Consider the following 4,974-nt stretch of genomic DNA (forward strand, 5'->3'; position numbering starts at 1 on the left):
CCAACGCCGGATCGTCGAGGGCGCTTTCCCGATCCGTTTCGCGAACTCGTTGATGCGGTAAGTTTTGCTCACGCGAGCAATTATAGATAATAATAAATAAGAATCAAACAACAGTTAAGTACATCAATATATTCGCTATGAGCGCTTAATTATTTATATTTCTTTTAAATCAATGACTTGCAATTATTGGCGCCTACAAATATTTCACTTGAAGTACTTAACACCTCCGGTTAAGCTGACGGGTGCGGCGTAACGAGGGTGCACAGCCGGTATTGGTGGACTGCGCTGCGCTTGTCCACCCTACGAGTCTAGCTGACGGCGCCGACGTAACGAGGGCGCTTGGGCATCGCCCTCTCAGGCCGCGGTTCGCTCCAACCACTTCAGCAAGGTCGCGAACAGCGACTCCGGCACGAGCGGTTTGGAGATGAAGTCGTTCATCCCGGCCTGGAAACAGCGTGCCTGGTCTTCGGCGAACACATTGGCGGTCACGGCCAGGATCGGCACCGCGGTGCAGTTGGAAAGGCGGCGAATCCGCCGGGTGGCCTCCAATCCATCCAGGTTGGGCATCTGCATGTCCATCAGGATCAGGTCATAATCATTACGGTGGGCCAGTTCCACGGCCTGCACGCCATCCTCGGCCAGGTCGACCAGCAGCCCCAGATCGCAGAGCAGCGCCCGTGCCACCTCACGATTGACGGGCTCGTCCTCGGCCAGCAATATCCGGCGGCCGCTGAAGTTCCGGCTCAATAAGGCCTCGGCGGCGTCGGGCGTCAAGGGGGACGCCGTAGCAATCGCGCTCGCACCCTTCTTCAGTCGCGCCGTGAACCAGAAGGTGCTGCCCAGGCCCAGGGTACTGATCACCCCGGCCTCGCCCCCCATCAACCGGGCCAGCCGCTTGGTGATGGCGAGCCCCAACCCGGTGCCGCCGTATTTGCGGGTGATCGAGGTATCGCCTTGCTCGAAGGCGCAAAAGAGCTTGGGCAGGCTCGCCGGGGCGATGCCAATGCCCCGATCATGCACCTCGAAACGCAACAGCACGCTGTCGGGGTCTTCGTCGATGGTGAGGGCGCGCAGCCTGATGGTGTCGGTGCCGATGTCGCCGGCGGGATCGGTGTCGGTGAACTTGATCGCGTTGGCGGCATAGTTGAGCAGCGCCTGTTGGAGCAGGGTGGCATCACCCAGCAGCGGCCGGGGCGGCACCTGAATGTCAAGGGCAAACTTGAGTCCCTTGGCCCGTGCACGCTCCGCCATGAGTGCTGCGACAGTGCCCACGAGGCTGCCGACATCGACCGCTGCCTCATTGACGGCGAACTTGCCGGCCTCGATCTTGGAGAGATCCAGCACGGCATCGACGATGTCCAGCAGGTGGCGCCCGGCGACATCGACCCGGTCGAGCCGCTCCGCTTGCTGGGGGGTGACCCCGGAGCGTTTGATCAGATAGGCCAACCCGGTAATGGCATTGAGTGGGGTGCGGATCTCATGCGACATGTTGGCGAGGAAGGCGCTCTTGGCGATATTGGCCGTTTCGGCCGCCTCCTTGGCGATCACCAGTTGCCGGGTGCGCTCCTCCACCAGGTCTTCCAGGTGTTGGCGGTAGCGCTCCAGTTCATCGCTCACCGCCCGCTGTTCGGTGATGTCGATGCAATAACCGATATACCCGAGAAAGGCCCCCTGACTGTCATAGCGCGGATTGCCGTCGTCGCGCAGCCAACGCCAGGAACCGTCGACATGACGCACCCGATAGTCCATGCTGAAGGGTTGGCGGCGAGCGAATGCGTCTGCAAACATCGGCCCGCACCGCTCCAGGTCCCCCGGATGTATGACATCGGTCCAGCCGTGGCCGCGCGCCTGCTCCAACGATCGCCCGGTAAACCGCGTCCAGGGCTCGTTGACATAGTTGCATTGGTTGTTCACGTCCGAAGTCCAGATCAGCGTCGAACCGCTGTTGGCCAGGGTGCGGTAATGCTGTTCGCTCTCGCGCAGCGCCTCTTCCACCAAGAGCCGCTCCAATTCACCCGCCGCACGGATCGCCACCTGCTTCAGGATGTTTTCAACGAGTGGTCGGTTGGTCAGCGGCGCCCTCCCGATCAGCGCGATCAGGCCGATCGGCGCCCCGGCATGGTTCCAGAGCGTGGCGCCGATGTAACTCTCCGCCCCCAGGTCCTGGAGCACTTGGTCGCGCGGGAAGCACTCGCACACGCGGGCGGGGAAGCAACAGACCTGCCGGCCCACGACCTCTCCGCAGGGCGTGTCCTTCAGGGCGTAGGTCACATTGTCCTCGAACTGTCCATCGCACCAGACGGCCAGGGTGCGCGCATTCAATCCATCGCCTTCGAGACGATCGATGCAGACATAGAACAGGCCCAGGTTTGCCGCCAGAAAGCGTGCCAGGGAATGAAAGAATGACGGCTCCAGCACCGCGCTGGCGCTCTGGGCCAAGAATGCCTGCACGGCCTCGGCCTGTTTGCGCTCGGTGATGTCCCGCGCCAGACCGACGTAGCGGCTGATCCGCCCGTCGGACTCGACGACCGGGAAACCACGATCCCAAATCCAGCGGATGGAACCATCCGGCCGCAGGATCCGGTATTCATGATCAAACGCGACCGATTGCTCCTTCTTGGTCAGTTCCGCCAGAAAGGCGTCACGGTCGTCAGGGTGAATGGAAGCGATGAAGGAGCGTGGGTTCGCATAGAGTTCGGCCACCGGGCGCTGCCAAATCCGCTCGTAGGCCGGACTGACATAGAAGGTCCGCTTGGTGGCCACGTCCGCCATCCAGAAGACCTCGGTGATCGTGTCGGTCACCAACCGGAAATAGTCCCCGGGGTCCTCCGCCGGGACCGGCGACACATCGCTGGGCATGGACACCTCCGCGGGCTGAACTCGACCCGACAGGGTAAAGGAAAAGGGCCTGGCCCGCCAACTGAGCCAGCTTCTCTATTGGCTTGAGACCGGCATGAATCACAACTCCAGCAGCGTTGCCATGGTCTGGCAGAAGTCCTCCAGCCAGGGCTCGGGCTGCTCAACCTTCGAGACCCACGGCCGCAAGCCGCTGACTTCACGCGAACTCACATAAAGGATCTTGCCATCCCAGGTCAGTTCCACCTCAAAGGTGGCCTTGCCGCCGGGAATGTGCAAGCTCAGACCGTAGGGGTGCGGCTCGCCGCCGAGAAACCCCGCGACCAGTCCGCGCGCCCGGTCGGAACGACGTTGATAGTCCTCAGGCCAGATGCGCTTGAGCACATCGATCCGCACAAAGGCGTGTTCGATATCGCTGAACGCCTTGAACAGCGGCATCGCCGCCGCACTTCGGCGCTGCGCCAGATCCATCGACGACGCCCTCCTCATCGCCTCGGACTCCCGGCGGCGCTGCGCTTCTGCCTTGATTTTATTCAAGGTGTCGTTCATCTTGTCGACCCCACAATAAAAACTCCCCGACCGGGGATTGTCCGCTGTTCCAGCGAGGCCGTAAAGTGGACTGCAAGTCCGCCGCAGGCGTCACCGTGCAAGTCGCGCAGCCACACGCCGATTGCCGTCTGCAAGCCTGGGCACCAACCCAGGCCGTCAGGCGCCGAACCTAGTTGCCCGCCGCCGGTGTCACGTCCTGGGCCTGCATCGTCGTCGGCATAGGAACGTGCACGATGGCCTTGCCGCCGAAGTCGAAGCGGGTGAGATCGAGCTTGCGGATGTTCAGGTCGCCATAGGTCCGAAAATAGGTGATCCGGTGCTTGAGGTCATAGACGGTCGCCCACTCGCTGCGGTCATAGGACAGCGTGGGCGCGCCGCCGGTCGGCGACGGGACCTTCCCCACGATCGCGCCCAGGGGGATGTCGACCGCGTTCAGGATATGGAAGGCGAGGTTCGCCGCCTCCGGCGCCGTCGCCACCGGGAGCGCCGCATAGGCGAGCGCGGTCGCCTTCACGAAGCGGCTGGGCGGGGTGTAGTCACCCGGCAGCCCGAGGAGCCCCGTACCCTGACCGAGCGGCAGGACCTCAACCGACCCGAGCTTGAGCGCATCGACGTTGATGCTCGTGAGGTTGAGGTGGTTGCGCAGGTTCGTCTGGTGCCAATCGAACGTCGGGGAGTTGGTCAGGACACCGATCGGATTGTCATGGAGGTGCAGCTTGCCGCCCACGTACTCGACCACCATGGCACCCCCCTGGGCGTCGGCGATGGACCAGTGGAGCGGTTGCCGGCCGCTCGGGGGCAGGTCGAGGTCGTAGACGGCGACCTTGGCAAGCGCCTCGCGCACCTCGCCCACGGTCGCGAACTGGCTCAGCACCCAGTTGCCGAACTCGAAGTTGGAGACCGCATGCCTGCCGTCGGGCGGGAACGGCTGATACTCGACAAAACCGGGGATGTAGAGCACGCCCACCGACAGCCCCGCCTCATTCATCCCGTCGAGCGCCAGGTCCAGCCCGAAGGCGTTGATGCCGAGGAAGCCGTGCTTGACCTCCCAGCCCATGCCGGGCTTGAGGTCGGGGCGGGTCGTGGTGAGCCGGTAACCGCGCGGGACCAGCATCACCTCGCTCTTGAGGTCCTGCCCGAACTCCATCGAGCGGGCGACCAGCCAGGCCCCGTCCTGCGACTGGATGCGGAACGTGGTGCAGGCCGATGCGGGGGCCGCCAGGACGGCGATGGCGCCGGCGGCGAGTGCGGCAAGGGCGGTGCGGGCGATGAACTGTCGGGACATACAGGTTTCTCCGGGCAAGGGGCAAGGGGCAAGGGCAGCAACAGACCATAGAGAATAGACGGGTCTGGATCCAATTGCTTGAGATCGAGTGACCCGTTCGGGCCTTGATCATGGTTCCGGCCGGTAGCGGTCCGTTCACAACCGGAGGTCGAGGCTTTAGCCGGTGGCGGTTGCCGACATATCCAAGAGAAATCAGTGGCGCCTGCCCGCCGGACCGGCCAACGGTCATGGCAGCAACACCAGCCATCCCGCGCGATGAAAGGGGTGCGTGGGAGCGGCTTCAG

The 4,974-nt window shown here is 63.3% G+C and carries 3 protein-coding genes; all 3 read right to left on the bottom strand.

What is annotated here, in order from left to right:
- Nucleotides 1-354: 354 nt before the first annotated feature.
- Nucleotides 355-2,859 (bottom strand): PAS domain-containing protein, encoded by a 2,505-nt coding sequence (locus QZY48_RS04120; RefSeq protein WP_295428080.1) that lies wholly within the window; start codon nt 2,857-2,859, stop codon nt 355-357.
- A gap of 99 nt (nt 2,860-2,958) precedes the next feature.
- Nucleotides 2,959-3,405 carry a hypothetical protein gene (locus tag QZY48_RS04125; RefSeq protein WP_295428082.1) on the bottom strand — a complete coding sequence of 149 codons (447 nt, stop codon included), beginning with the start codon at nt 3,403-3,405 and terminating at the stop codon, nt 2,959-2,961.
- Between the two features lie 169 nt (nt 3,406-3,574).
- Nucleotides 3,575-4,690 (bottom strand): choloylglycine hydrolase family protein, encoded by a 1,116-nt coding sequence (locus tag QZY48_RS04130; RefSeq protein WP_295428085.1) that lies wholly within the window; start codon nt 4,688-4,690, stop codon nt 3,575-3,577.
- Between the last annotated feature and the right edge of the window lie 284 nt (nt 4,691-4,974).

It is taken from the genome of uncultured Thiodictyon sp., from assembly GCF_903828115.1.
GTDB lineage: Bacteria > Pseudomonadota > Gammaproteobacteria > Chromatiales > Chromatiaceae > Thiodictyon.

Bases quoted from the DNA above. Each gene is read 5' to 3' on its own strand.
- QZY48_RS04125 (WP_295428082.1), bottom strand. From the start codon at position 3,405: ATGAACGACACCTTGAATAAAATCAAGGCAGAAGCGCAGCGCCGCCGG.
- QZY48_RS04130 (WP_295428085.1), bottom strand. From the start codon at position 4,690: ATGTCCCGACAGTTCATCGCCCGCACCGCCCTTGCCGCACTCGCCGCC.
- QZY48_RS04120 (WP_295428080.1), bottom strand. From the start codon at position 2,859: ATGCCCAGCGATGTGTCGCCGGTCCCGGCGGAGGACCCCGGGGACTAT.